Raw genomic sequence first — 22,356 nt, 5'->3', positions numbered from 1 at the left:
TTCGCTCATTCCTGGAGGCCGGCGACAGGGGGACCGTCCGGGCCGCGGTCGCCGTGGGGCCATTGAGCGGACGGGTCGCGCCTCAAGCGGCAGACCTCCTCCATGCGGTCGGACGGAATGACGACCTGCGTCACCTCCACCGCGTTCTCGTCCTTGGCCGAGTAACCGATCCGGACGATCTCCCATACGGGAAGCGAGACCGGGATCTGCAGAAGCCCGGCTTCCTCCGCGTTGGGCATTCGGGCGCGGCGCCGCTCGAGCCATTCGATGGGGCCGTGTCCCGCCTCTTCTAGACGGTCGAGCCATGCCCCCGGCCCAGTGCCATAGGGTTCGCGAACAAGCGGCGCGTCGGCGACGCCGCGCGGATGGATCCACGTGTTGCTGATCTGGAACGGCGGCTCACCAGGCGGCCCGGTCACCCGGCGCCGCCGGAGGACACGCGACCCTGCTTTCACATTCAGCATGTGCGCCAGACGCGCGTCGTCCATCTCCTCCTCGGCGACGCTGGGCTCCACATGGTGAACCCACAACTCGTCCCCCTGAGCCGCCGGAAAGCTGTATCCGCCTGACGCCGGACGACCGTCCACAACATGCCGGGTGTTGCGCCGCACCAGGTCGGTGCGCATGATCACGCGGCGCTTGTCGGGGCGCACGATCGTCCCCCGCCTCGGGACGGCCCACAGGAGCCCCTCGTCCTCCAGCATCTTGATCGCCGCGGCCACGGCGTTACGTCCGGCGCCGTACTCCTTGGCGAGATCCACATGCCGAGGCAGCGTGTCGCCTGGCGACCACTCGCCATCCTGGACGCGCCGACGCAGACTGTCCGCAATCTCCCGGTATCGAGCCGTCGCCACAACCCCACCTCTCGCGGATTTGTTGAAGCTTATTGACCGTCCGCATCGTACCGGGCACCATGGGTCACGCGGATTTGTTGAAGCAAATAGACGATCTCCGCGCGATGACCGGCCTGCTCACGCAGGACAGTTCCCGTGCCCTACACGGGCAATCACAGCAATCAGGGCAGACAGATCAAAAGCCGCCGCGCGGCCGGTTCGAGATTGGGAGACCTCCGCCGGCCGCGCGGGCCATCCTCACTGGGAGGACGTACATGAGAATACGACGGGCGCCGCTCGGGCGGCGGGTGCGGGCGGATGTCGAGGACTTTCACCTGGGGCGGCTGGCCTGGGTGCTGGCTGAGCGCGGGTGGATGAGTTCCTCGCGGGCCTGGGAGCGGCCTCGGGTGCTGCGGGTCTTCCACCCGCTCGTGTCGGGTGTCGGTGAGTCCGTCCAGGTGCGGCGGCGGGGCGGGTGGCTGTGCTTCATCGACAGCTCCGGGAACACGCTCGGGCGCGTCCGGCGGCTCGGGCCGGTCGTGGACGGGATCGACATGCGGTTGGAGCCGTGCCGGCTCGCCGCGCAGATGCCCGCGCGGGTCGCGCGGTGAGGGCATGTTCGGGACGCGTGGAACGCCGGTTCTTCGCGTCCGAAAAGGAGCAGGTCGCGGCGGCTCGGGGGTGGGTTGCGGACGTCCTCGGGGCGGGGCATCCGCTGCTGGACGACTGCGTGCTGCTCATCTCGGAGACGTTCACCAACGCCGTTGTGCATGGCGCGGGCGAAAAGGTCGAGGTCTGCGTCGGAGCCGGTCCGGACCGCGTCAACGTCGAGGTTGTGGACGGCGGGGGCGGGGCGCTGCCTCACTTCGTTGACGATCCCTGCGGGGTCGGCGGACGGGGGTTGCCGATCCTTCGGGCGCTGGCGGACGAGTGGGGGTTCGGCGTGCTTGAGGACGGGCGGCTGCGTGTGTGGTTCCGCTTGACGGGCTAGCCGTGGACGATTTCTCTCATGTCGTTTGCCAGGGATTCGAGTGGGGGTTTGTTGTTGTTGGTTGCGAACCAGCCCCAGAGTTCTAGGGCGTGGTGGAGGCGGTATAGGGGGAAGGCTTCTGGCCAGGTGGGAGGTTGGTCGCCGTAGGCGTTGCGTAGGCCGTCCAGGTGGGGGCGGGAGTGGGCGGGGGCGTAGGAGTCGGTTTTGGCCAAGTCGAGGAGGGGGTCGGCGGCTACGGCGTTTTCCATGTCGATGATGCCGGTGACGTGCCAGCCGTCGGGTGTCTTATCGACGAGGACGTTTCCCTCGTGGAAGTCGTTGTGGCATAGGACGGGCGTGTCACAGAGCCGCCATAGGTCGGTGCGTTGGTCTACGTACTTTTGAATGCGCTGGACCAGGTCGGGATCGTTTGATCGGTCGCGGAAGGTGCGGAGGTGGCGGGTGAAGTGGGACGTCATGTATTCGGTGTTCGTCGGCACGGGCTCGTACACGCCGTCCACGATGTAGCCGAAGGCGTCCATTCGGCGGCGGTGGATGGACGCGAGGATGCGGCCCATCTGCGTGTAGAGGTCGTGCAGCTCGTCCGGGGGAAGTGAGGCGGAGATCTCCGACAAGGGCTGCCCGGGAAGGCAGGTGAGGACGAGCGCTCCTTTCTCGCGGGAGGCGTGCAAGACGCGCGGGGCCGGGACGTCCTCGGGGAGCAGGCCGTAGACATGGCGCTCCTTCGCCAGCTTCCAGCGCTGGTCGGACGGGTAGGTCTTCACGATCAGGCGGACGTCCGGGTTCGTGCAGACGACCTCGACCACGGGCGCGATCTCGCCGCCGGTGCGGGTGAGCACCTCGCGAATGGCTGCGCCGGGATGGACGGCTTGCACCAGATCTTCCATGGGCGGTAGCGGACCACGTCCGGGTCGTCCGGTGCGATGAGTTTTCGGGGCGGTGGTGGTCGGTATCGGCGGGAGGTTCTGATGTCCACGGGATATGCGCAGGTGAACGGGCTGAAGATGTATTACGAGGAGCATGGGGACGGGAGTCCGGTCGTGCTGCTGCACGGGGGTGTGCTCACGGTCGAGCTTTCGTTCTCCTCAATGCTGCCGGAGCTGGCCAAGAGGCATCGGGTCATCGCGCCTGAGCTGCAAGGACACGGGCATACCGCCGATATCGAGCGTCCGATCACCGTGGGCGCGCTGGCGGAGGACGTGCGGGGGCTGCTCGATCATCTCGGGGTCGAGCGGGCGGCCGTGTTCGGGTTCAGTTTGGGCGGGTTCGTCGCGCTTCAGCTGGCCATGGCGCATCCGGAGCGGGTGACCAAGGCGGTCGTCGCGTCCGCGCAGGTGCGGCCGGACGGGATGCATCCGGAGATCAGTGATCCCGAGCGCTGGGCCGAGTCCCGGCGCATGCCCACCGAGGACGACTTCCGCGAGATGCGCGAGACGTACCTCAAGGTCGCGCCGCATCCGGAGTACTTCGAGGCGTTCATGGCGAAGACCTCGGCGGCGGCGCAGTCGTTCCAGGGCTGGTCGGACGACGAGGTGCGCGGGATCGCCGTGCCGACCCTGATCGTCGTCGGGGACGAGGACTTCGTGACGCTGGAGCACGCGGTCGAGATGCGGGAAATGATCCCGGACGCGCAGCTGGCCGTCCTTCCGGACACCACGCACCAGGCGGTCACGCACCGGCCGGAGCTGATCCCGATCATCGAGCGGTTCCTGTCGTAGGGCGCCGGTAGCTTTCCCTCGTTCGCAGGACGGCGGCCCGGTGTGACGGCGACGGTTGCGCTCCGGGAGAGGTCAGGCGTGCCTTGCCCAGCGGTGAGGCGGCCTGCGTTCCGCCATGAACCCGCCTGTCGCCGGAGTTTCTCGGGTCGCCGTCCGGCGAACGCGATCGGATGGAGGCCGGCATCGAGGAGCTGTTCACGCTCGTCCTGAGCCGCATCGCGCTCGGCGACGGCTTCTTCGCCTGGCCGGACCGTGACCGCGAACGGTTCCTGACGCTCGCGCGCAAAGCGACGACGCAGGACCCGGAGTGGACCGCCCGCTTCCTGCGGTGGTTGCGCGCGTCCACGCCGCTGCGCATCCCAGCGATCGTCGGCGCGTGCGCGTTCGTCCGGGAACGCAGAGAACGCGGCCAGGACGGGATGTCCCGGCAGGTTGTCGGGTCTGTCCTGCAGCGGGCGGACGATCCCGGGCATCTGATCGCGCACTGGCGGCACCTGTACGGGCGCGCGATGCCGAAGCCGGTGAAGCGCGGCCTCGCGGACGCGGTCGTCCGGCTTTACGACGAGGACGCCCTCGCCCGGTACGACACCGGCGGTCTCCATCTGAACCTGCCACCGGACGCCGAGGCACCGCGGCCGTTCCGGTTCGGCGACGTTCTCCGGCTCGTCCATCCGACGCCGAAGGACGCCGCGCAGGCCGACGTCTTCCGGCATGCCCTGGACGGCCATCAAAGGCCCCAAGACACGCGCGCCGAACATTCCCGCCGCGCGCAGGCCCCGATCGTGCGCGGACAGTGCCCGAGCGAACCGCCGCTTGAGGACGTTCTGCGCTCGTTGCGACGGTTCGACCGTGAAGGCACGCGGTTCGAGGAGGCCATGGAGATCGCCGAGCGCCTCCGCGATCCCGCGGAGATCGAAGCGAGCGGGCTGGGCCCGCTTGCCTTCCTGGCCGCACGACGCGCCGTCGATACCGCCCGCTGGAATGTCCTTCTGGAGGACGCGGCGACCCAAAGCCTGAAACGCTTCCCCGAGATCCCCGGCTGGACGCTGATCCTCATCGGCGGAGGCACCGCGACGTCCCGCGCGTTCGGGCTGTCACTCGCCCGCATCTGCGCCCACGCCGACGTCATCGACCACGAGGGACGCCCGTTCGACCTCCTGGACGGCGAGTCGCCGCTCCACGACCTGCACCGCTGGCCCCCGACCCAGCCTCCGCCCCTGGAAGAGGCGTTCGCCGGGCATGACCGCGTGGTCATCGTCGAGGAGTACGCCGTCATGCCCGGCGAACGCGACCTGCCCCTGGGCGTCCCGGCCTATCACTGGACGTCCACCCCCGGCATAGGGCTGACCGGGTTCAGCGACGAGGCGCTCCGCGTCATCCCCTGGATCGAGGACGCGCAACACGGACGCTGGCCCTTCTGAAGGCATGGCGAAGGCCGCCCCGGACGCCGGGGCGGCCTTCATCAGGGAGCACTCAGACGGTGACCGGGGTGGTGGCGGGCTCCAGGGCCAGGTCCAGCACCTCGCGGACGTCGCTGACCGCGTGGACGGTCATGTCCCTGAGCACCTCCTCCGGGACGTCCTCGAGGTCGGGCTCGTTGCGCTTCGGGACGATCGCGGTGGTGATGCCGAGGCGGTGGGCGGCGAGCAGCTTCTGCTTGAGCCCGCCGATCGGCAGCACCCGGCCGGTGAGGGAGACCTCGCCGGTCATCGCGACGTCCGCGCGGACGGCGCGGCCGGACAGCAGGGACGCCAGGGCCGTGGTCATGGTGATCCCGGCGCTCGGCCCGTCCTTCGGGACGGCTCCGGCGGGCACGTGCACGTGCACGCCGCGGTCCTTCAGGTCGCCGACCGGCAGCTCCAGCTCCGCGCCGCGCGAGCGCAGGTAGGACAGCGCGATCCGGGCCGACTCCTTCATCACGTCGCCGAGCTGGCCGGTGAGCGTGACGCCGGTGTCGCCGGTCTCCTTGTCGGCCAGGGACGCCTCGATGTAGAGGACGTCGCCGCCCGCGCCGGTGACGGCGAGGCCGGTCGCGACGCCGGGCACGCCCGTCCGCCGCTCGGACCTGCTGAGCTCGGCCTCCGGCGTGAACCGCGGGCGGCCCAGGTAGTCCTTCAGCTCGGGCTCGCCGACCGCGATCGGCAGCGCGGACTTCTCCAGCGCGACGTTCGCCGCGACCTTGCGCAGGACGCGGGCGATCGCGCGGTCCAGGGACCGGACGCCGGCCTCGCGGGTGTACTCGGACGCGAGCTTGCGCAGCGCCGCGTCGTCGAACGCGACCTCGGCGGCCTCCAGCCCGGCCTTGTCGAGTTGCTTGGGCAGCAGGTGGTCGCGCGCGATCGTCACCTTCTCGTGCTCGGTGTAGCCGTCCAGCTGGACGAGCTCCATCCGGTCGAGCAGCGGCTCGGGGATGGCCTCCACGACGTTCGCGGTCGCGAGGAACAGCACGTCCGACAGGTCGAGCTCGACCTCCAGGTAGTGGTCGCGGAAGGTGTGGTTCTGCTCGGGGTCCAGGACCTCCAGCAGCGCCGCGGTCGGGTCGCCGCGGTAGTCCGCGCCGACCTTGTCGATCTCGTCCAGCAGCACGACCGGGTTCATCGAGCCGGCCTCGCGGATCGCGCGGACGATCCGGCCGGGCAGCGCGCCGACGTAGGTGCGCCGGTGGCCGCGGATCTCCGCCTCGTCCCGGACGCCGCCGAGCGCGACGCGGACGAACTCGCGTCCCATGGCCTTGGCGACCGACTCGCCCAGCGAGGTCTTGCCGACGCCGGGAGGGCCGGTGAGCGCGAGCACCGCGCCGCTGCGCCGGCCGCCGACGACGCCGAGGCCGCGGTCGGACCGCCGCTTGCGGACGGCCAGGTACTCGATGATCCGCTCCTTGACGTCGTCGAGCCCGGCGTGGTCGGCGTCGAGCACCTCGCGGGCGCCGGCGATGTCGTAGGCGTCCTCGGTGCGCTCGTTCCACGGGATGTCGAGGACGGTGTCGAGCCAGGTGCGGATCCAGCCGCCCTCGGGGGACGCGTCGGAGGACCGCTCCAGCTTGTCGACCTCCTTGAGCGCGGCCTCGCGGACCTTCTCCGGCAGGTCGGCGGCCTCGATCCGGGCGCGGTAGTCGTCCTCCTCGTCGGCCGGGTCGCCGTTCAGCTCGTTGAGCTCCTTGCGGATGGCGTCCAGCTGCTGCCGGAGCAGGAACTCGCGCTGGGTCTTCTCCATGCCCTCCTGGACGTCCTTGCGGATGGTCTCCGCGACGTCCAGCTCGGCGAGGTGGTCGCGCGCCCAGCCGATGACCAGGGTGAGCCGCTCGACGGTGTCCGGGGTCTCCAGCACCTCGATCTTCTGCTCGTCGCTCAGGTAGGGCGCGTAGCCGGCGTTGTCGGCGAGGGTGGACGGGTCCTCGATCTGCTGGACGACGTCCACGACCTGCCAGGCGCCGCGCTTCTGCAGGATGGCGCTGACCAGGCCCTTGTACTCCTTGGCCAGCTCCTGCGCGCGCCCGGTCGCGGGCGGGACCTCGATCTCCTGCCCCTCGACCCACAGGGCCGCGCCGGGGCCGGTCGTCCCGGTGCCGATGCGGACGCGGGACACGCCGCGCACGACCGCGCCGGGCTCGCCGCCGGGCAGCCGCCCCTCCTGCTCGATCACGCCGAGGGTGCCCACGGCGGCGTACTGCCCGTGCAGCCGGGGCACCAGCAGCACACGCGGCTTCACCGCGGACCGGATGCCGGGCCCCTGGCCCTTGGCGCGGGCCGCCGCCCGGGCCGCCTCGACCGCCGCGCGCACCTCGCCCTCGGACAGGTCAAGCGGAACGACCATTCCAGGCAGAACGGCCCCGTCGTCCAGGGGCAGCACCGGCAGCGTCAGGGTCTCGCTCATGCTCTCAGCTCCAAGTCTCTAGGGAACCCGAACCCCGGAGGGTTGAGTCATCCACACTCAAGAAAACGGAGCCCGAAATAATTTCCTCAGCAACGTTCGCTCTCAGCGATCAAACCCGCCGCCCGCGCCGCCCGCGCCGCCCGTCCGGATCCTTCCGGACGGGCGGCATACCGCAGGGACGCCCGGCGGTCACTCGGGATGGACGCTCGGCGGTCACTCGGGGTGGGCGAGGGCGGCCTTCGGGAGGGCCAGCATGGCGAGGGCCGTGACCAGGTACAGCGCGGCGGAGATGATCAGGACGATGCCGAGCGCGTGACCGTGGTCATGGAGCCCGGGCCGTCCGGTGGCCGAGTCGGTGACGGCGGTGAAGAAGATCGTCCCGAGGACGGCGATGCCGATCGCGCTGCCGATCTGGTTGGCCGTGGAGAGCACCCCGCCGGCCGCGCCCGCGTTGCGGCCGGGCACGCCCGCGAGGACGACGTTGACGAGGATCGGCGCGGCCAGCCCGAGCCCGAGGCCGCCGATGAACAGCGGGAGCGCGAGCAGCCAGTACCCGGGGTCGTCGCCGTCCTTGACCATCGGCCACAGGACGAGCTGGGAGGCCGCGATGGTGAGCGAGCCGGTGACCAGGAGCAACCGGCCCGCCTTCGCGGCCAGCGCGACACCGAGGCCGGACGTGACGATCGAGCCGAGCGCGTAGGGAAGGATCACCAGGCCGGTCTCCCAGGCCGTCCTGCCGGTTCCGTTCTGCAGGTAGACGGACAGGGTGAGGAAGAACGATCCGATGCCGCCGAAGAACGGCACCGAGGCGCCCAGGCCGACCGCGAAGGCGCGGATCCTCAGCAGGGCCGGGTCGAAGACCGGCTCGTCACCGCGCCGGGTGAGGCGGCGCTCGTAGGCGAGGAAGAGCGCGAGCGCGGCGATTCCGGCCGCGACGAGGGCGTAGCTGCCCCAGGTCCAACCCCAGGCCCCGGTCTGGATGATCGGCAGCAGCAGGAGCAGGATGCCCGCCGCCGCGAGGAGCGCGCCCGGGACGTCCAGCCGCGCGGACGAGGCGGACCGGGACTCCGGCAGCGCCCGCCCGCCGACGGCGAGCGCCAGGACCGAGACGGGCACGTTGATCCAGAAGATCGTCCGCCAGCCGAGGCCGAACAGGTCGGCGTCCACGAGCAGCCCGCCCAGCAGCGGACCCGCGACCGCGGCGAGCCCCTGGACGGCCCCGTACGCGCCGAACGCCTTGGCGCGCTCGGCCGGGGCGAACGACGCCCGGATGATCCCGAACACCTGCGGGACCATGATCCCGGCGGCCAGCCCCTGCCCGGCGCGCACGCCGATGAGCATGCCCGGGCCCGCGGCGAGCGCGCACAGCGCCGAGGCGACCATGAACGCGGCCAGCCCGGTCAGGAACAGCCGCTTCCGGCCGTACTGGTCGCCGAGCCGTCCTCCGGTGACCAGGCCCGCGCCGAGGGCCAGCGCGTAGGCGGCGACCGTCCACTGGATCTGGGTGTCGCCGGCATGCAGGTCGCGGGCCATCGCCGGGGCCGCGACCGTCACGATCGTCGCGTCGAGAAGGTCCATGAAGGTCCCGAAGAGCACGACCAGCAACGCCAAGCCCGCCCCACCCCCACTCCCCCGGCCGCCCGCGCCGGGATCGGTGGCGGACGCGCTGAATCGGCGCTGGGCGCGCTGGACGCGCCGTCGGTTGTGCTGGGTTCGGATATGGACGCCGGGGAGGGGCCAGGCGTGCGGATGCCCTCGCGGGCAGTTGGTGTATCGGTCATGCGGGACACCATCGCCCGCATAGTTGCCACCGAGTGGCCGCTATCGGTGGGAGGATCGGGGGAATCATGGCCACCACCTCCGCGCGGGCGCTCAAGCTGCTGTCGATCTTCGGGGTCGGCGCGACGCTGACCGCCGAGGAGCTGGCGTCCCGGCTGGGCACGTCGGTGCGGACCGTCCGCCGAGACATCGGCACGCTCCGGGACCTCGGGTACGAGATCGAGGCCGTCCGGGGAGCGGGCGGCGGGTACCGGCTCGGCCGCGCCACCCGCCTGCCGCCGGTCGTCTTCGACGAGGACCAGGCCGTCGCCACGGCGGTCGCGCTCCAGACCGTCCCGACCGTCCTGTCGGGCATTCATGAGAACGCGGCGCGCGCGCTCGCCACGCTGCACCAGGCGATGCCCGCACGCAGCCGCCTGCATGCCGAGGCGTTCACCGTGTCGTCCGCCCGCAACTACTGGGAGTTCCCCGCGCCGCCGATCGACGCCGAGACCGTCCGCGCCGTCGGCACCGCGATCAGCCGGCGGCATCTCGTCCGGGTCGACTACACCGGCGACCGCGAGCCCGTCACGCTCACCCTGGAGCCGCACGCCCTCGTGGTCTGGGCCGCCCGCTGGTACCTGGCCGCCTTCGACCCGGACGCGGACCGGTGGCGCGCGATGCGCGTGGACCGCCTCCGCCCGCACCCGCCCACCCACATGCCCTTCACCCGCCGCGACGTCCCGCAGGGCGATCCCGTCGCCTTCGTCATGACCGCCCACGATCGCGGCGACGCCACCGCCGAATGGCCGTGCCGCGGCTCCGCCACCCTCGCCCTGCCCGCGGCCACCGTCGCCCGCTACGCACCCGGCGGCTCGACGGTCGACTACGTCACCGAGACCACGACCCGCCTCACCCTGGGCGCCTGGTCCTGGCCCGGGCTCGCAGCCCTGCTCCTCACCTTCGACGCCGACATGACCGACATAACCCCATCCGACCTCACCCACGCCCTGGCCACCCTCCGCACCCGGATAACCAGCGCCCTCCACCCCACCGACACTTGAGCCGATGGAGCCCTTTTCGCGGTGCCGGACGGGTCGCCGTCCGGCACCGCTCGGTGTCAGGTGATGATGACGGGGTCGCCGCTGAAGACGCCGCCGGAGCAGATGAAGCCGGTCGGGCTGGCCGCGTCCGGGAAGACGAAGCCGCCGCCGGCGTTGCAGAGGATGTCGGTGACGGCCACCTGGGCGGGCTGGGGCGGCGCGGCCGCGGACGCGGCGGACGCCGTGGCCGGGACCAGGAACAGCAGGGCGGCGGCGGGCAGAGCAGCGGCGGCCAGAACGGCGGTCTTGGTCACGCTCGGCATGAGGACCTCCTGTTTCGCAGATGGCGCGGATTGTCGGCACCATCCTCACCAGTCCTGACAGGCCCCGTCATTGCCTCCTGCGCCAGAAGACCCGCCCCTTCCGCGATGCCGGTGTGGCCACGGCGGTCCGGGGCGGGTCCCGTCCACCCACCGGACGGGTCTTCGGTCGCGGGCCGCGAAGAGCGCCCAGGTCACAGGACGGATCGCCGCCGAGGATGCGCGGCGCCGGGGTCTCGTCCCCGCCTCGTGACCGGTCCTGGACGGTTGGTGATGGTGGTGACCGGGAATCGGACGGGACGCGTTCACCTTGTCGAAGTAGCGTCCCTCACACGCGCGCGCACGAGACGAGCCATCGCGCGTGCCCCCGCGGACGTACTGGACTGAGAAAGGGACGGTATGGAACTCACGGCGGACAGGCGCGCCCGTTCGAAGCGCGGCGCCGGCACCACGGCAGCGGTTTCGGCGCGGGTGGTCGCATGAGCGCGTCGGACTTCACCGGCCTGACGACCGCGCACGTCGCGGACGCCTGCATCCGGGCGGACGTCCCGGTGCGTTGCGGACCCGCCGGAACCCGCGCCGTCGCGGTGGGCGGACGGGTCGCCGGACGCGTCCTCCCGGCCCGGCACGTGGGCAGCGTGGACGTCTTCCTGGAGGCGTTCGAGCAGGCCGCGCCCGGTGACGTGCTCGTCGTGGACAACGGCGGCCGGCTGGACGAGTCGTGCGTCGGCGACCTGGCCGTCCTGGAGGCGAAGGCGGCGGGCCTGGCCGGCGTGGTCATCTGGGGACTGCACCGCGACACCGCCGACATCCGCGCGATCGGGCTGCCGGTGTTCAGCCTCGGCTCGGTCCCGGCCGGTCCGCTGAGCCTGGGCGCCCGTCCGGACGACGCGCTCGCGTCCGCGCGCGTCGGCGAGTGGACGGTGACCGCCGACGACACGGTGTTCGCGGACGACGACGGCGTCCTGTTCGTCCCGTCCGACCGGGTGGACGAGCTGACCGCGCTCGCCCGGGGCATCCGCGACACCGAGCGGGGGCAGGCCGAGCGCGTCCGCGCGGGCGAGACGCTGCGGAGCCAGCTGGCGTTCGGCTCGTTCCTCAAGGCCCGCGAGGACGACCCGTCCCTCACGTTCCGCCAGCACCTGCGCAGCCTGGGCGGCGCCATCGAGGAGTGACAACACCTCCGTCGCGGCCGGACGGCGGTGTTGATGCCACCTCGTCGCAGCCGGGCGGCGGCGTTGAGGGCACCTCGTCGCGGCCGGGCGGCGGCGTTAAGGGCACCTCGTCGCGACCGGGCGGCAGTTTCGGGGCGGTTGCGTTGACATGGTGTGGCGGCCGTCGGAGGCTTGGGCTCGTCTCATGCGCGCGCGAGGGGAGCCAGCTGTGAAGGACGACTTTCTCACCACTGGACGGGTGGCGCTCGACCTCCTGCGCGCACCCGAGGTCGCGGCATCCTGGGACAAGCCGAGCGCGCTCCCCGAGTTCAGCGTCGCCGGGCTCGCGGCGCATCTCGCGTACCAGGTCGTCTTCGTGCCGGACGTCCTGGACGCGCCGCGTCCGTCCGAGGAGACCGTCCCGCTGCTGGAGCACTACGCGCGCTCGGCGTGGGTCGGCGCCGACCTGGACGCCGCGGTCAACGTCGGTATCCGGGAGGGCTCCGAGCGGGCGGCCGAGGAGGGCCGGGACGCGCTGGCCGCCCGGCTGGAGGCGGCGCTCGGCACCCTTTCCGGACGCGACTTCGACGGCGGGCGTCCGGTCCGGTTCCCGTTCTGGGGCCCGTGGTCGCTCAGCCTGGACGACCTGCTGGTCACCCGGATGATGGAGATGGTCGTCCACGCGGACGACCTGGCCGTGAGCGCGGGCGTCCCGACGCCGGAGTTCCCGCCGCGGGTGGTCGGGCCTGTCGTGGACCTGCTGGCGCGGCTGTCGGTCCGCCGCCACGGCGCCACCGCCGTGATCCGGGCGCTGACCCGCGCCGAGCGCTCCCCCGGCCTGATCAACGCCTTCTGACACCCGCGAAATACCGTCGCTCCCCGGCCGGACGGCCGCTAGCGTTCGCCGTATGGACGACGAGCGCAAGCAGGACGAGCCGGTTCAGGGGGAGCGCGTGCTGCTCCGTCCGGCGGACGAGGCGGACATTCCGGCGCTCGCGGCGATCCGGCGGCGTCCCGAGGTGTTCCGGTGGTGGCGCGGCGGCGACGACCTGGAGAAGGCCATCGCCGAGGACCTCGCCGAGGAGGGCGGGCACCAGTACGTCATCGTCCACGAGGGCCGGACGGCCGGGTGGATCCAGTGGCAGGCCGAGGAGGAGCCCGACTACCGGCACGCGAGCATCGACGTCTACCTGGACCCCGACCTGCACGGGCGCGGTCTCGGGACGGACGCCGTCCGGACCCTCGCGCGGCACCTCGTCCGCGACCACGGCCACCACCGGATCACGATCGACCCGGCCGCCGCCAACGAGCCCGCGATCCGGTCCTACACGAAGGTCGGCTTCCGGCCCGTCGGGATCCTGCGCAAAGCCGAGCGCGGCAATGACGGCACCTGGCACGACACCCTCCTGATGGACCTCCTCGCCGAAGAACTCGACTGACCGCGACTGCCGCGACTTCGCCTGCTCTGACGTCAGACGAGGTCGGTGAGGGTCGGGCCTACGGATTCGGTGCGGCCGCGGGACTCGTTCGCGGCCCAGGTGTAGACGCCGCGCGCCATCAGCGAGGACTCGGCCGCCGCGCGCGCGGCGTAGACCTCGGCGCGGACGGCGTGCAGGTCCGCGTCGTCCGGCTCGGCCTGGACGGCCATTTCGGCCAGGTGGCATGCGAGGCGCAGATCGCCGTCCGCGACGGCCTTGCGGGCGGCGCCCGCGAGGCGGGCCGTCCCGCCGGCGAGTCCGGCCACGGCGCGGGCGAGGTCGGCGTCGCGGGCGGGCTTGAGGCGCGCGGGGTTGCCGTCGTACCAGCCGCCGTACATCCGCCACAGGTTGCGGACGATGAACTCCGGCTCGTCGTACTTGGCCTGGAGGTAGACGCGGTCGGCGAGCCGCGCGGGCGGGCGGACGGCGGGCACGATGTCGTCCAGCCGCGCGCCCTCGTTCAGCAGCGCGAGGGTCTGCTCGACGATGCTCTCCAGCCATTCGGCGGTCTCGGTCAGCGCCTGCTCGATCCGGTCCGCGCCGAAGATCGGGGCGCCGTGGGACGGGATCATCGTCTCCGCGCCGAGGGCGGCCATCCGGCGCAGCGCGTGCGCCCACTCGCGCGGGTAGCGCTGCGCCTTCTGCGGGTTGCCGCAGTTGGGCGTGAGCCAGATGAACAGGTCGCCGGGCAGCAGCAGCCTGTGCTCCGGGACGTACGCGACGGCCGCGTCGTCCGTCTCGCCCTTGGCGTGGAACAGCTCGAAGGTGAGGCCGCCGCGCGTGACGGTCAGGCCGTCCGCGAAGGTGACGTCGGGGTGGCGGTACTCGTCCGGCCAGGTCAGGTCGGGCGCCTGGAACTGCCGCCGGTTGATCACCGCGTTGTAGCCGTTCGTCAGGACGTACCGGTCGAACCGGGCGCGGACGGCCTCGTGCGCGACGACCTGCGGCCGCGCCCACCCGCGCTCGCGCGCCTCCGCGTCGAACGGCCCGACGCCGAAGACGTGGTCGATGTGCCCGTGCGAGTAGAACGCGAGGGACAGCGGGTCCGGCGACCAGGCGCGGACCTGCTCGTGCAGGCGGCCCGCGGTGATCGGGTTCCCGGTGTCGAACAGGACGACCTCGCCGCCGTCCGCCCGGAACGCGATCACGTTGCCGAACCCGGGCGCCCATCCGACGCCGTCCGCGACGTCCACGACGCCGGCGCCGTGCAGGCCGGTGTGCGCGATGCTGTCGTCCTCCTCACCGCGCCAGATGCGGTCCGCGTAGTCCTTGATGTCGAGATCGCTCACAAGGTGTTCCCTTCCTGGAAGCTGTCGCGTTCGGGGTTGACGAAGGCGACGGCGAGCACGCCGCCGATCAGGAGCAGGACGCCGGTGAGGTCGAACGCGTGCTGGAAGCCCGCCGCGTCCGATCCGGCCCGGTCCACGAGCGCGCCGGTCACCGCCGGGCCGACCGCGCCCGCCGTGGACGCGACGGCGGTCACCACGCCGAGCGCCGCCGCGCGCTGCCGGGTCGGGGCGATCTGCGCGACGGCCGCCTGGACGAACCCGAAGAACGGGTGCGCGAAGGTGAACGCGACCATGAGCGCCAGCACCAGCGGCGCCCCGCCGCCGATCCGGCTGACCAGCAGCAGCGCCGCGCCGGAGACCAGGATCGCGGCGCCGCCGAGGACACCTCGCGCGGCCCGTCCGGTCCCGCCGCGCCGCAGGATCCGCTGGGACGCGGCGGCGAACGCGAGGATCACGCCGATCCCGACGACCTGCGTCCCGGCCGCGAGCAGCCCGGCGTCCTGCAGCGTGTAGCCGTGGACGCGCTGCATGAACTGCGGCATCCACGTGATCGCGACCGCCAGCAGCCAGAACCCGGCGAACCCGCAGGCCAGCCCGGCCAGGATGCTCGGCCGGGTCAGCAGCCGCCGGTACGGCACGCGAAAGTCACCGCGCTCCTGCCCGCGGCGACCGCCGCCGCTCGTTTGCGCGTTGTAGGGGCCTTCGGCGCCGAACTTCGCCCAGGCGAGCAACCACAGCAGTCCGAGGACGCCGGTGAGGGCGAAGGCCGTCCGCCAGCCGGGACCGGAGATGACGGCGGCGAGCAGCGGCCCGCCGACCGCGACCCCGGCGGCCGCGCCCACCGACAGGAGGTTCGCGGCGAGCCCGCGCCGCCGGTCGGGGAACCAGCCGAACGCCGTGTGGCTCGCGAGCCCGAACGCCGGCCCCTCCGCCGCGCCGAGCGTCACGCGCGTCCCGAGCAGGACGGCGAGGCCCGCGCCCGGCACCGCGACCGCGAGCTGGGACACGCTCCACAGCGCGACCAGCACCCCGACCAGGCGCCGCGCCCCGATCCGGTCGGTCACGAACCCGACCGCGACCCCGGACACGCTGAACAGCAGGAAGAACGCGCTCCCGATCGCGCCGAACGCCGTGTCGCTCAGCCCGAGGTCCGCGCGGACATGCTTGCCCGCGAGGCCGAGCACGACCTTGTCCATGAAGTTGATCGCCATGAACAGCACCAGCAGCGCCACGACCGTCCACGCGCGGCGGTGCACGCCGGGCTCGCCGGCCGTCCGTTCGGGCACGGCCGAACCCGCTGCCGCCATACGCGCCTCCGTCCGCCGGTGATTGGTCCCCCTCACTCTCCCGACCCCCGCTGTCCTGCGACAACCACGCATCACCCCAGCGTTAGCCCCCACCCCCTGTGAGATGTCACAATCCCCACATGCCCCACGAGCCCCCGTCCGCGAAGCACCCCAACCAGCGCTCGCCCGCGAAGGACGCCCAGCAACCGCCCGCGGAGGACGCGGCCCAGCGGTCGTCTGCGAAGGGCGCGGACGAGCATCCGACTGCGGAGAACACAGATCAGAGATCGTCCGCAAAGAACGCAAACCCGCGAGCGTTCGCAGAGGACGCGAACCGGCAGGCGTTCGCAGAGGACGCGGACCGGCGGGCGTCCGTGGCGGGGCGGCCTCTAGGGCGGTTTGCGGAGGGCGAGGCCCAAGGGGCGCGCGAGAAGAACGAGGCTCTCGGGCCGTCCGGGGAGGGGGCGGGACGGATGGCGTTCGGTGGGGACGAGGATCAGGGGGCCGGCTTGGAGGATGCGGAGACTCGGAAGGCCGCGGCGGCGTTGGCGGGGCGGTGCGAGCGGCAGGTGAACCGGCTCGCGCGGGAGCTGACCGAGCGGCGGTTCACCGCGCTGCCGGAGTACGCCGCGCTGCCCGAGGACATGCGGACGCTGGAGATCGCCGACACCGCGCGGCAGGGCATCCGGCGGTTCCTGCGGGAGGCGTCCGGGCGCCGGACGCGCGACTCCGACCTGCGGGTCTTCACCGAGCGGGCGGCGCAGCGCGCCGAGGAGGGCCTCGAACTCTCCTCACTCCTGGAGACGTACTTCATCGCGGCCGAGGCCGTGTGGGACATGCTCTGCGACACGGCCCTCCCCGGCGAGGAGGCGGCGCTACGACTGCTCGCGCGCCGCCAGCTGCGCGGACTCGGGCATGTCGTGACCGCCGTGACCGACGCCTACCAGGCCGAACGCGAGGCGATCCGGGCCGAGCAGCGCGAGACGCTCCGCGAGATCGCCCGCGCGCTGCTCGCCAGCGAGCCGGTCGGCCGGTACGGCATCGCGCCGTCCGCGAGCCACCTGATCCTGACCGTCCGGGCCCGGGAAGCAGGCGGTCCGCTCCGGGGGATCGCCGAGCACCGCGTGCTCCGCCGCATCCGGACGCGCCTGGAGAGCCTGGTGGACGGCGTCGTCCTGCTGCATCGGGACGAGCGCGGCGGACACATCCTGCTTCCCTCGTCCGTCCGGCCGTCCGACCTCGCCGAACCGCTGGTCGGCGCGGCCGCGGCCGGGGAGCGGATCGTCGTCGGCGCGGCGCGCTCGGCCGACGTCGCCGACGTCCCCCGCGCCGCCGCGCAGGCCGCCCGGATCGCCCGCATCGCGGACGCGACGGACCGCCCGCCCGGCGTGTACGAGCTGGACGACATCCTGCTCGACTACCACCTCAGCGGCCCCGCCGACAGCGCGCCGCTCCTGGCCGCCCTGCTGGACCCGCTGGACGGCCGTCCCGAGCTGGTCGCGACCGTCCGCGCCTACCTCGACCACGACATGGACCGCCGCCGGACGGCCCGGGCCCTGGCCGTCCACCCCAACACCGTCGACAACCGGCTGGCGTCCGCCGCGCGGCTCACCGGCGTCGACCCGCGGACCGCCCGCGGACTGCTCCGCTACGCGGCCGCTCTCACGCTCCGTCAACTCGACTGACCCTTCCCTCATATCGGGGCGCGTAGGGCAAAACCGCAGGCCAGCGAGGGGAAAGTCCCTTGACCTCGGTTTACGGCCCCATGGCGCGGGGGTACCTCTCGTATCGAGATCGTGACAATGAGTGACGGTGAAGGTCAACGGGTGATCAAGCCCGGACCGGCACCGTCCGGCGAACCGGGAGGGCACGGATGCGAGGCGCGACGCGGACGAAACGGACCGCTCCCGCCCGGCCGTCCGATCTCCCGCATGCTTCCCTGCCCGGCCAGGACGGTACGGCCGAGGGCGTTCCCGACGAGCCTCCCCGCTTCCCGCACCGCCCCCAGGGCTCCACGGTGCACGCGGTCCCGGCGACGTGCGGCGACACACCTCGGGCCCTCGGCCGTACCGCCCCGGCCGCGTCCAGCGGGGAACCGAACGGCCTGCCGTCGCGGGAGCGCGGTGCGGCGGCAGGCCCCGGACTCGCCCGCGGCGCCACCATCCCCCGTGGTGTCCGCGGGCGTCACCTCGCCCCGTCCGGCGGGACGCCCGCCCGCCGGACCGGGGTCACGCCAGGCCCGGTGGCCCCCGCCACCGGCGCCGGCGGCCACCACCGGGCGACGGCGCCGCACGCCCCCGCGGCACCGACGTCCCTCACCGCCGGGCCGGCGGTACCCTCTAGCGCCACCGCCGGCCCGGCCCACCACCTGAACCGACGCACCCTGGCCGCGCTCCTGGCAGGCCTAACCCTCGGCCTCCTGTCCGACAGCACCTCCGCACTGGCACATGACGGAGTCCACGCGACCGCAAGGCACCACCCACCCCACGCCGGAGCCCCGATCTGGCTACTCGGCACCTCAACCGCCCTAGCAATAGCGGTCGGCATAACCATGCTCGTCCTAGGCACCCGCCAAGCAACCCGCTCCCACCACCCAAACACCTTCTAACCTCCCCCGCGCCGCTAAGCCCCGCACACCAAAGCCCCGCCCGTCCCTGACCGCCCGCAGCCCGCGCACCATGCACCGGACGCCCCGCGCCCTGCGCACCCCCGGCCTGCGCGTCCGACGCGAGCGCCCGCGCCCCGGATGCCCAGAGCCTGGGCACCCTGGCCTGGACGATCGGGACCTGGACGCCCCCGGGGGGCCTGCGCATCCGAGGCCTGCGCGCCCGCGGGCCGGAACGCCCGCGCTTCCGCGCCCCGAGGCTTGCGCACCCGCGACTTGAGCCCGGTGGCCTAGGCGCACGGAGCATGCGCGCCCGCGGCTTACCACCTGCGGCCTGGGCACCCGAAGCTTGAACGCCCACAGCTTGCCCGCCCGCGGCCTTGCCGCCCATGGCCTAGCCGTCCGTCGCCTGCACGCCCGCAGCCTGCGCCCGGGGCTTGCGTACCCAAGGCTCGCGCGCCCGTGAACCGGACGCCCGCGGTCCGCGCACCCGCGGCTTGAGCCCGGTGGCCTAGGCGCTCGGAGCTTACGCGACCAAGGCTTGCCCGCCTGCGGCCTGGACGCCCGTCGCCCTCGCACCCGCGGCTTGAGCGCGCGGCTTTGGACGCCCGCGGCCCGCGCACCCGCGGCTCGCGCGCCCGTGCACTGGACGCCCGCGGCCTGCGCACCCGCGGCTTGAGCCCGGTGGCCTAGGCGCTCGGAGCTTACGCGACCAAGGCTTGCCCGCCTGCGGCCTGAACGCCCACGCCCTTGGCGTCCATCGCGTGGACGCCCGCGGCCTGCGCACCCGGGGCTCGCGCGCCGGTGCACTGGACGCCGAGAGCCTGGGCGCTCGGGGCTGGCGCGCCCGCGGCTTGCTCACCCGAGCCTTGGGCGCTCGCAGCCTAGGCGCCCGCATCTCGCCCACCCGCGGCCTGGACGTTCGTGGCCTGCGCACCCGCGTCCTGGAGGCCAGTGACCTAGGCGCCTGTCGCCTGGACGTCCGAGGCTTGTGCGCCCGGACCGTGGGAGCCTGGGGCCTGTTTCAAGGTCAGGGACCAGGTTTCGCCGTGGACGGTGTCGCCGAAGCGTTCGGACGGGGGTTCCTTGTCGACGAGTTCGAAACCGGCGCGGGCGTAGATGCGCCGGGCAGGTTCCTGGAGGGCCGTCGTCCAGAGGACCATGCGTTCGTAACCGCACCCGGCGGCGAAGCGGACGCACTCGTCCACGAGCAGGCCGCCGATCCCCGCGCCGCGCGTGTCGGGCTCAACGATCAGGAGCCGGAGCTGCGCGGTCGAGGCGTCCCGGCGGACGCAGAAGACGCTGCCCACGCGCCGGCCGTCGAGCTCGGCGATCCAGGCGTTCTCGCACGCGGGGTCGTGCTGCTCGGAGTACTCGGCGACGACGCGGGCGACGAGCGCCTCGTAGCTGCGGTCCCAACCGCATTCGGACGCGTACAGCTCCCCGTTGCGCTGGACGACCCACCCCAGGTCGCCCGGGCCGAGCGGGCGCAGTACCACCTTGCCGGACGGTCCGGAGGCGGACGCTTCGGCATCGTCCAGGAGTTCGCGGACGGTGCGCATCGCGCCGACCAGCCGGTCGCGGTCATCGCTGGTCAGGCCGTCCAGGAGGGTCCGGATCTGCGCGGCGGACCGCTCGTCCAGGAGCGCGAACATCTCGCGCCCACGCGCCGTGAGTCGGACGACCTGGCGGCGCGCGTCGTCCGCCGAGCGCTCCCGCTGGACCAAGCCGTCGCTCTCGAAGCGGGCGAGCATCCGGCTGAGGTATCCGGCGTCCAGGTCGAGCGCGCGGCGCAGCGCGAGCACCTCGGTCTCGGCGCGCTGGGCCAGCTCGAAGACCACGCGCGCCTCGGTGAGCGAGTACGGCGTCCGGACGTGGCCGTCGCCGAGCAGGCCGAGGACGCGCGTGTAGAAGCGGTTGAAATCCCGGACGGTCGCGACGTCATGGGCAGGCACCGGCATGGACGAACCCCCTCGCCACTTTGTTTGACGGAGTCAAACAATAAGCCGAAGCAACCCCAACCGTCCAGCATTCACGCCTCTCACCCCCACCGCCCTCAGCCCTGGCACCGTCCCCAACCCCAGCCCCACCAACGCCCGCACAGGTCACGCCCCGTAGCCCGCGCAAAGATCATGCCCGGCCAGCGCGCAGATCACGCCCGGATGGCGCTTGCGCAGGTCACGCCCAGTGGCACGCCCGCAGGCCATGCCCTGGGCAGCGCGCAGATCACGGCGGGGTGGTGCACGCGCAGGTCACGCTCGGTGGTGCACGCGCAGGTCACGCTCGGTGGCGCACCACGCAAGTCATGCCAGGCGCACGCGCGGGTCACACCCACACGGGACTCGCGCAGGCCGCTATCGGTGGCGCGCCCACAGGTCACGCCGCACGGCGTACACGCACGCCCGGCCAGCTCCCGCACGCGAAGGTCATACCGGGGCAAGGCGCCCGAAGGTAACGCCCGCGCGACGCTTGCGCAGGGCACGGGGCGGTGCCGCAAGCGCAGGTCACGCCCGCGCGGCACTCTCGCAGACCACCCCCGGTGGTGCACCCGCAGCACCTTGCCAGCCGCCGCGCGCGAAGGACATGCCCGAGCGACGTGCGGAGATGGCACCCAGACTGCACTCACGCAGGTCACGCCTGGCGGCGCCCGCAGGCCCTGGCCCGGGTGGCGTACGCGCAGGCCACGTCCGGCGGTGCACGCGCCCGTCACGCCCGGCGGCACGCCCGCAGCGTTTTGCCTGGCGCCGCGCGCGAAGGTCATGACCGGGCGGCGCGTGCGAAGGTAGCGCCCTGGCGGCGCTCAGGCAGGACACGCCCGGTGGCACGACCGGGCGGCACACGCAGAACGCGGCCGGGTAGTACACGGGCTAGTCACTCCCGCGTGGCGCTCACGCGGGTCGCTCCCAGTAGCGCGCCCGCACGTCATGCTGGGCGGCGTGCGCCAGGTCGGGGACGGGGTGCACGCGTAGGCCGTGCTGGGGGTCGGGGGCGTGGGGGCATGCTCGGACGGCGCTCGCGCGGGTCACGCGCGGGGGCATGTCCGGTGGCGCGCGGCAAGGGCACGCTGGGGGCGCCTGCGTGGGGCAGGGCTGGGGGCGGGCGGTGGGGCGGGTTAGGCTTCGGCGGGGGTGGGGGTGCGGGCTAGGTCGGCGCGGGCTTCGCGGACGATGCGGTGTTCGACGTAGAAGGCGAGGAAGGGGACCAGGCCCGCCGCCACCATGAGAACCATCTTCTGCAGCTGCCAGCCGGCCCGGCGGTACAGGTCGAACGCCGTCACCAGGTACACCATGTACAGGATGCCGTGGGTGGGGGAGATGACCGCCGACGCGCCCGGCTTGTCCCAGATGTAGCGCAGCGGAACGGCGACGAAGACCAGGATCAGCAGCATCACGCCGACGATCAGCGCCATGATCCGGTACCGCTTGATGGCCGCTTCCACGAGTCACACCTCTCTCAGCGCGCCACGCGGCGCGTCACGTTCGACAGGACGCTACGGTCCCGTCCCGTCCATCGGAACAATCGGGTCCGCGGCGTCCTCGGGAGTTCGTATGGACGATACGGTACCGTTCCGTCCACGCGGGCCTAGTCGCGGCGGCCGGTCTGCGTGTTGAGCCGGGCCAGGTAGCGGTTGTAGGCGGCGAGCTCGGGGTCCTCGGTCTCCTGCCGCTTGATGATCTCGCGGGTGACCGCCCTCTCGGCGGGTTCCTCGATCACCTCGGGACCGCGCGGGATCGACTCCTCGCCGGTCAGCTCGTCCCGGATCATCTTGACCCACATCACCACGACGAAGATGGCGAAGATCGGCCACTCGAAGGTGTAGGCCCAGCTGCGGTCGTTGCCCGCCTCCGCCCGGGCGAACTGCCACCATCCGAACCCGAGGAACGCCGCGAACAGCACGACCGCCGTCGCATGGAGCCCGATCCAACCGGGGGTGAAGAACCTTCGCACGTCATGAGCGTACCCCCGCCTCTCCCGAGCCCGTGCAGGCCCCCACTCAACCGCAACGTC

The 22,356-nt window shown here is 72.6% G+C and carries 19 protein-coding genes; 9 read left to right on the top strand and 10 right to left on the bottom strand.

The features are described from left to right. Positions 1 to 5: 5 nt before the first annotated feature. Positions 6 to 854, bottom strand: coding sequence for a GntR family transcriptional regulator (locus FHU30_RS46935; protein WP_253873499.1), 849 nt, complete (start codon positions 852 to 854; stop codon positions 6 to 8). Positions 855 to 1,108: 254 nt separating this feature from the next. Here FHU30_RS46935 and FHU30_RS07955 point away from each other — a divergent pair, with 254 nt between their 5' ends. Together FHU30_RS07955 and FHU30_RS07950 are read left to right on the top strand one after the other, a co-directional pair. Further along, positions 1,109 to 1,444 carry a hypothetical protein gene (locus FHU30_RS07955; RefSeq protein ID WP_253873497.1) on the top strand — a complete coding sequence of 112 codons (336 nt, stop codon included), beginning with the start codon at positions 1,109 to 1,111 and terminating at the stop codon, positions 1,442 to 1,444. Between the two features lie 17 nt (positions 1,445 to 1,461). Beyond that, positions 1,462 to 1,824, top strand: coding sequence for an ATP-binding protein (locus tag FHU30_RS07950; RefSeq protein ID WP_253873496.1), 363 nt, complete (start codon positions 1,462 to 1,464; stop codon positions 1,822 to 1,824). Here FHU30_RS07950 and FHU30_RS07945 read toward each other — a convergent pair. After that, positions 1,821 to 2,711: a phosphotransferase family protein gene (locus tag FHU30_RS07945; protein ID WP_253873494.1), complete on the bottom strand. Its 891-nt coding sequence runs from the start codon at positions 2,709 to 2,711 to the stop codon at positions 1,821 to 1,823. The genes FHU30_RS07950 and FHU30_RS07945 overlap by 4 nt on opposite strands. Positions 2,712 to 2,792: 81 nt before the next feature. Here FHU30_RS07945 and FHU30_RS07940 point away from each other — a divergent pair, with 81 nt between their 5' ends. Both FHU30_RS07940 and FHU30_RS07935 read left to right on the top strand, forming a co-directional pair. Further along, complete coding sequence (locus tag FHU30_RS07940) at positions 2,793 to 3,542, top strand: alpha/beta fold hydrolase (RefSeq protein ID WP_253873492.1); 750 nt, start codon at positions 2,793 to 2,795, stop codon at positions 3,540 to 3,542. Between the two features lie 170 nt (positions 3,543 to 3,712). Beyond that, the gene (locus tag FHU30_RS07935; protein WP_253873490.1) at positions 3,713 to 4,963 is read left to right on the top strand and encodes a hypothetical protein; all 1,251 of its coding nucleotides are present in this window, start codon (positions 3,713 to 3,715) and stop codon (positions 4,961 to 4,963) included. A 52-nt stretch (positions 4,964 to 5,015) separates the two neighbouring features. Here the strand turns inward: FHU30_RS07935 and lon are convergent, their stop codons facing one another. Next, complete coding sequence (gene lon, locus FHU30_RS07930) at positions 5,016 to 7,415, bottom strand: endopeptidase La (RefSeq protein ID WP_253873488.1); 2,400 nt, start codon at positions 7,413 to 7,415, stop codon at positions 5,016 to 5,018. 213 nt (positions 7,416 to 7,628) lie between these two features. Then, a complete protein-coding gene (locus tag FHU30_RS07925; protein ID WP_253873487.1) occupies positions 7,629 to 9,026 on the bottom strand; it encodes an MFS transporter in 1,398 nt (465 codons plus the stop codon). A gap of 236 nt (positions 9,027 to 9,262) precedes the next feature. On the opposite strand from FHU30_RS07925, the gene FHU30_RS07920 reads away from it, so the two are divergent. After that, positions 9,263 to 10,237, top strand: coding sequence for a helix-turn-helix transcriptional regulator (locus tag FHU30_RS07920; RefSeq protein ID WP_253873485.1), 975 nt, complete (start codon positions 9,263 to 9,265; stop codon positions 10,235 to 10,237). A 56-nt stretch (positions 10,238 to 10,293) separates the two neighbouring features. Here FHU30_RS07920 and FHU30_RS07915 read toward each other — a convergent pair whose 3' ends face one another. Continuing rightward, positions 10,294 to 10,539 carry a hypothetical protein gene (locus FHU30_RS07915; protein ID WP_253873483.1) on the bottom strand — a complete coding sequence of 82 codons (246 nt, stop codon included), beginning with the start codon at positions 10,537 to 10,539 and terminating at the stop codon, positions 10,294 to 10,296. 476 nt (positions 10,540 to 11,015) lie between these two features. Between FHU30_RS07915 and FHU30_RS07910 the strand changes: the two genes are divergently transcribed. The 3 genes from FHU30_RS07910 (at position 11,016) to FHU30_RS07900 (ending at position 13,129) form a co-directional block, all read left to right on the top strand. Next, positions 11,016 to 11,711, top strand: coding sequence for an RraA family protein (locus FHU30_RS07910; RefSeq protein ID WP_253873481.1), 696 nt, complete (start codon positions 11,016 to 11,018; stop codon positions 11,709 to 11,711). 208 nt (positions 11,712 to 11,919) lie between these two features. Continuing rightward, a complete protein-coding gene (locus FHU30_RS07905; RefSeq protein ID WP_253873479.1) occupies positions 11,920 to 12,546 on the top strand; it encodes a maleylpyruvate isomerase N-terminal domain-containing protein in 627 nt (208 codons plus the stop codon). A gap of 52 nt (positions 12,547 to 12,598) precedes the next feature. Beyond that, positions 12,599 to 13,129, top strand: coding sequence for a GNAT family N-acetyltransferase (locus FHU30_RS07900; RefSeq protein WP_253873477.1), 531 nt, complete (start codon positions 12,599 to 12,601; stop codon positions 13,127 to 13,129). A 32-nt stretch (positions 13,130 to 13,161) separates the two neighbouring features. Here FHU30_RS07900 and FHU30_RS07895 read toward each other — a convergent pair whose 3' ends face one another. Together FHU30_RS07895 and FHU30_RS07890 are read right to left on the bottom strand one after the other, a co-directional pair. Continuing rightward, positions 13,162 to 14,457 (bottom strand): alkyl sulfatase dimerization domain-containing protein, encoded by a 1,296-nt coding sequence (locus FHU30_RS07895; RefSeq protein ID WP_253873475.1) that lies wholly within the window; start codon positions 14,455 to 14,457, stop codon positions 13,162 to 13,164. Beyond that, on the bottom strand, positions 14,454 to 15,764 hold the full coding sequence (locus FHU30_RS07890; protein WP_253873473.1) for an MFS transporter: 1,311 nt from the start codon (positions 15,762 to 15,764) through the stop codon (positions 14,454 to 14,456). Before FHU30_RS07890 ends, FHU30_RS07895 begins: the two co-directional genes overlap by 4 nt. Positions 15,765 to 16,252: 488 nt before the next feature. On the opposite strand from FHU30_RS07890, the gene FHU30_RS07885 reads away from it, so the two are divergent. Beyond that, entirely contained in the window at positions 16,253 to 17,428 is a 1,176-nt protein-coding gene (locus tag FHU30_RS07885) for a PucR family transcriptional regulator (protein ID WP_253873471.1), read from the top strand. A gap of 1,879 nt (positions 17,429 to 19,307) precedes the next feature. On the opposite strand, the gene FHU30_RS07880 is transcribed toward FHU30_RS07885, so the two are convergent. The 3 genes from FHU30_RS07880 to FHU30_RS07870 all read right to left on the bottom strand — a co-directional run bounded on the left by FHU30_RS07880 (position 19,308) and on the right by FHU30_RS07870 (position 22,296). After that, positions 19,308 to 20,309: a bifunctional helix-turn-helix transcriptional regulator/GNAT family N-acetyltransferase gene (locus tag FHU30_RS07880; RefSeq protein ID WP_253873469.1), complete on the bottom strand. Its 1,002-nt coding sequence runs from the start codon at positions 20,307 to 20,309 to the stop codon at positions 19,308 to 19,310. Positions 20,310 to 21,460: 1,151 nt separating this feature from the next. Continuing rightward, complete coding sequence (locus FHU30_RS45890; protein WP_308211230.1) at positions 21,461 to 21,787, bottom strand: DUF3817 domain-containing protein; 327 nt, start codon at positions 21,785 to 21,787, stop codon at positions 21,461 to 21,463. A gap of 143 nt (positions 21,788 to 21,930) precedes the next feature. Beyond that, the gene (locus tag FHU30_RS07870) at positions 21,931 to 22,296 is read right to left on the bottom strand and encodes a hypothetical protein (RefSeq protein WP_253873468.1); all 366 of its coding nucleotides are present in this window, start codon (positions 22,294 to 22,296) and stop codon (positions 21,931 to 21,933) included. Positions 22,297 to 22,356 lie beyond the last annotated feature (60 nt).

Origin of the sequence: Actinomadura rupiterrae (assembly GCF_024172125.1) — a bacterium.
Lineage (GTDB): Bacteria > Actinomycetota > Actinomycetes > Streptosporangiales > Streptosporangiaceae > Spirillospora > Spirillospora rupiterrae.
This window is presented reverse-complemented; position numbering and strand designations above follow the sequence as displayed.

Excerpts from the sequence above, each read along its gene's own strand:
- FHU30_RS07920 (WP_253873485.1), top strand. The coding sequence starts at position 9,263 with ATGGCCACCACCTCCGCGCGGGCGCTCAAGCTGCTGTCGATCTTCGGG.
- FHU30_RS07945 (WP_253873494.1), bottom strand. The coding sequence starts at position 2,711 with ATGGAAGATCTGGTGCAAGCCGTCCATCCCGGCGCAGCCATTCGCGAG.
- lon (WP_253873488.1), bottom strand. The coding sequence starts at position 7,415 with ATGAGCGAGACCCTGACGCTGCCGGTGCTGCCCCTGGACGACGGGGCC.
- FHU30_RS07940 (WP_253873492.1), top strand. The coding sequence starts at position 2,793 with ATGTCCACGGGATATGCGCAGGTGAACGGGCTGAAGATGTATTACGAG.
- FHU30_RS07935 (WP_253873490.1), top strand. The coding sequence starts at position 3,713 with ATGGAGGCCGGCATCGAGGAGCTGTTCACGCTCGTCCTGAGCCGCATC.
- FHU30_RS07910 (WP_253873481.1), top strand. The coding sequence starts at position 11,016 with ATGAGCGCGTCGGACTTCACCGGCCTGACGACCGCGCACGTCGCGGAC.
- FHU30_RS07955 (WP_253873497.1), top strand. The coding sequence starts at position 1,109 with ATGAGAATACGACGGGCGCCGCTCGGGCGGCGGGTGCGGGCGGATGTC.
- FHU30_RS07890 (WP_253873473.1), bottom strand. The coding sequence starts at position 15,764 with ATGGCGGCAGCGGGTTCGGCCGTGCCCGAACGGACGGCCGGCGAGCCC.
- FHU30_RS07880 (WP_253873469.1), bottom strand. The coding sequence starts at position 20,309 with ATGCCGGTGCCTGCCCATGACGTCGCGACCGTCCGGGATTTCAACCGC.
- FHU30_RS07900 (WP_253873477.1), top strand. The coding sequence starts at position 12,599 with ATGGACGACGAGCGCAAGCAGGACGAGCCGGTTCAGGGGGAGCGCGTG.
- FHU30_RS07915 (WP_253873483.1), bottom strand. The coding sequence starts at position 10,539 with ATGCCGAGCGTGACCAAGACCGCCGTTCTGGCCGCCGCTGCTCTGCCC.